Source organism: Duncaniella muris (assembly GCF_003024805.1).
Classification (GTDB): Bacteria; Bacteroidota; Bacteroidia; order Bacteroidales; family Muribaculaceae; genus Duncaniella; species Duncaniella muris.
Genome location: NZ_PUEC01000064.1, coordinates 1 through 3,025, shown reverse-complemented (window position 1 = coordinate 3,025; position 3,025 = coordinate 1). Strand labels below are relative to the sequence as shown.

The following is a 3,025-nucleotide window of genomic DNA, read 5'->3' as shown; positions in this document are numbered from 1 at the left end:
TGTCAGATACATAATTCTTTGGTTTTGTTTCTGGTTATTCATTTATTTAAACAATCACCAAAGCATAAATGCCTGAAATATTGACTGATGCTTATTTATTATTCACATTTGTTTTTAAACAAGCTCTAATTTTAATTCAACTATTTTTGGTCATATCAATAATAATGATTACCTTTGCAGAACAAAAGAAGTTGATAATTTATTTATAAGATATATAGGGAGCAATCTCATCTTGGTAGAGAGCCCTATGAGTTCCTCAGTTGAGTAACCTCCCTCCATATTTAGAGAGTGCCTTAAAGCACTCTCTTTCTTGTTAATAACGCCGCCTTTTGGCGGCCGAAATTTTTGGCAAAATTAAGGTGGGCAACTTCATCACGAGGTCGCCCACCTTCTCTATATTACGACTTGGCAAATGTTCGATTAAAATCGGGTGTATAACCCCGTCACATCAGTGAAGATGTCCTCCAACATATCGCAATAGACACCTTCGTATGTCTTGATATCCTTTGTCTTGACCTCAAAGGTCTTGTGGTTCATACTCTGACGGTAGAAACGCAGGTCGTAGAGGTCTGCGCCCTCGTCATAGATGATTTCCAACCTATTAGCCGATGTCTTGTTACGGCTAAGGCTCATTCTCAGTCCGTTGCCGAGATTTATGAAATCGTGACTTCCTGTCATTGCCACAAACCTGCGCCCTCCGATTTGTTGGAGTATGATTTTTGCTACTTGGTTGTCCATAACGATTTTATTTTGAGTTGTTGATTTTCTTGTTCAGCCATTCATCACGGCGTTGGCGACATTCTTTCAAAGTCTTTGCCACGGTACTAAATAGAGTGCCGTCGGTGGCACGATAATCATATTGATAGAAAAGGATACGTTTCCCTCGGTGTGCCGACATAAAACGCTCGTATTGCTCGGTATCGGGTGTAATGGTGGTTGATACGCCATTCACAGTTAATCTTGTTGCCATATCAATGTATTTTAGAATTTCACAATCAGTATTCGGTAGTTGAAAACCTTTTCGGGGTCGGTGATTTTCTTTTGCGAGAGCCAAAAATGATGACTGCCAAATCCATATACGAAGTATTGGTCAAGTGTCGATTTCTCCGCATAGTCGGCTACCAACCGCCTTAGAGTTTCCTCGTTGTAGGCTATAAGAATATGGTTCACAAAACCGACAAGCACCTCGGCTATCTTATCGTCATAGACTACTGTCGTATGTTCAAATGTCACGTTCATAATGGGTGGGTATTGTGACCTGCGCCATTGCTGACGCAGGTCGGATTAAACATTTATGCGGTCATTCTATCTTTGATTAGTCGGGCGTTGGAGTTCACCAAATCCACAATTCGGTCGTGATATTCGGTGTTTTGATTGCACGCTCCACGGCATTGAATAACTGAAAGGGTTTCAAGCGACACCTCCACGGTTTCAATCCGCTTGCCGTTAATCCTTGCCGACAATATGAGGGAGTCTTTTTTGCCGTAGTACATTGCTGTACCTACACAGATATGCTGGACATCTCCTTCCTCTATAAATTCCTCCACGCTCTCCAACACTTTCACTTCAATCTCGCCATCGGAGATTACAAGTCCGAAGAATTTGGATTTGAGTTTGAGAAAACTATCTCTCTTTTCCTGCTCTGCGAGTGCTTCCTTCTCCTTGCGTCTTATGTCGGCTTCCCTGCGTCTGCGTTCCTCTATCGCCATGACCTTTTTGTGGTATATGTTGTGTGCCTGACGAAGATTGTCGGGGCAGATGTAGTGGGGATTGTGAGTGTCTTTCTTGCAGGTCTGCAACATCTTGATGTAGTCGCACCATAATCCTAAGTCGGTTATCTCGTAATTGTGGCGTTTGGCTATCTTGTATGAAGCCCAGCACATACGGCAGTCATAGGGGCGGTTGAGAAAGTATTTGAATACTTGCTCGGTATCGTTTTTCATCAGCGTTTCAAGTTGGGGCTGCGAGAGAAAACGGCTTATACATCTCGCCGGTGACATATTGAAGAACTTGTTGCCCATAACATCTATATGCAGAGATGGGATTATCTTCATTTTGGGATACATCGGAAAATCCCTCGCTATGTCTGCGAACACATCATCCTTGCTCCGTATCTCCATAGGTGAGCTGTATGCGAAACAATCCACATAGTAACTCATACTGCGTCTAAGTCCGATTACGGCGCATTGTCCGTTGGGGGCTACCCAATACTGACCGATTTCCACGATGCTGTATTCGGCTTTCTTTCCCTTGCGCATTTCTGCGAATATGGCGAACATCCGCAAAGTCTGGTACTTTCCGTGCATACCAAGCACGTTGAAATACATCTTACCGCTCGCCTTCTGCTTTCGGGTGGTTTCAAGAGTGAGTTCCCTGCCACATCGGGGGCATACGCATTTGCCCGATGTTTCATCGCTGTGCCAAGTGTGTCCGCAGTCCATGCAGGCGGTATTACCATTCTGAACACGGAAGGCAAAGTGTTCAAAACATTCGCCTATCGCCCATTGAGCCTGCGCCTTTGTGACGGGGCGGAGTTTACGGCTTTCTTTGAGTATGTCTTTATGGAATTTTGTTGTCGGTTTCATAGTCGTAATATGTTAGAGGTCAAATAGACTGGGTTGTTCAACTTGGTTTTTCTTCTCGGCGGTCTTTCTCGGCTGGATAGGCTTTCGCTTTTTCTTCATCTCCTCGTCACGGAGTTTGTTAATGGCGTCCTGCCGTGCCTGTTCCTTTTCCTCCTCGGTGAGTTCAACCGTGTGGTTGACTACCACTTGGCAGTTGATTGGATTGCCAACTTCAATTTCTTCCTCGTCATAGTAGTGTGTTGCCATTCCGAACACCTCGGCATCGGTAAAACCGCAACAACCGCTTTTCTTCACCTCGTTGAGTATGTAGTTTTTATGAGAAGCTTCTCATAAGACCTATTATGAGTAGAGTCATATTATGAGAAGTATTATCCAGTACATTCTGTATTCTCTTTATTTTCAGTCAACTCCTTTCAGCACTTGACATAACAACTTCTCAT

At 43.8% G+C, this 3,025-nt stretch carries 4 protein-coding genes and 1 pseudogene; all 5 read right to left on the bottom strand.

Annotated elements, in window-relative coordinates:
• Positions 1–420: 420 nt before the first annotated feature.
• Positions 421–738 carry a hypothetical protein gene (locus C5O23_RS14005; RefSeq protein WP_016562958.1) on the bottom strand — a complete coding sequence of 106 codons (318 nt, stop codon included), beginning with the start codon at positions 736–738 and terminating at the stop codon, positions 421–423.
• Positions 739–745: 7 nt separating this feature from the next.
• Positions 746–970, bottom strand: coding sequence for a DUF3873 domain-containing protein (locus C5O23_RS14000; RefSeq protein ID WP_107033526.1), 225 nt, complete (start codon positions 968–970; stop codon positions 746–748).
• Between the two features lie 11 nt (positions 971–981).
• Positions 982–1,239, bottom strand: coding sequence for a hypothetical protein (locus tag C5O23_RS13995; protein ID WP_107033525.1), 258 nt, complete (start codon positions 1,237–1,239; stop codon positions 982–984).
• 53 nt (positions 1,240–1,292) lie between these two features.
• Positions 1,293–2,585, bottom strand: coding sequence for a PcfJ domain-containing protein (locus C5O23_RS13990; protein WP_107033524.1), 1,293 nt, complete (start codon positions 2,583–2,585; stop codon positions 1,293–1,295).
• A 12-nt stretch (positions 2,586–2,597) separates the two neighbouring features.
• Positions 2,598–2,894 (bottom strand): annotated as a pseudogene (locus C5O23_RS13985) (PcfK-like family protein); the annotation flags it as partial.
• Between the last annotated feature and the right edge of the window lie 131 nt (positions 2,895–3,025).

Coding starts and splice junctions, on each gene's coding strand:
- C5O23_RS14005 (WP_016562958.1), bottom strand. CDS start 738: ATGGACAACCAAGTAGCAAAAATCATACTCCAACAAATCGGAGGGCGC.
- C5O23_RS14000 (WP_107033526.1), bottom strand. CDS start 970: ATGGCAACAAGATTAACTGTGAATGGCGTATCAACCACCATTACACCC.
- C5O23_RS13995 (WP_107033525.1), bottom strand. CDS start 1,239: ATGAACGTGACATTTGAACATACGACAGTAGTCTATGACGATAAGATA.
- C5O23_RS13990 (WP_107033524.1), bottom strand. CDS start 2,585: ATGAAACCGACAACAAAATTCCATAAAGACATACTCAAAGAAAGCCGT.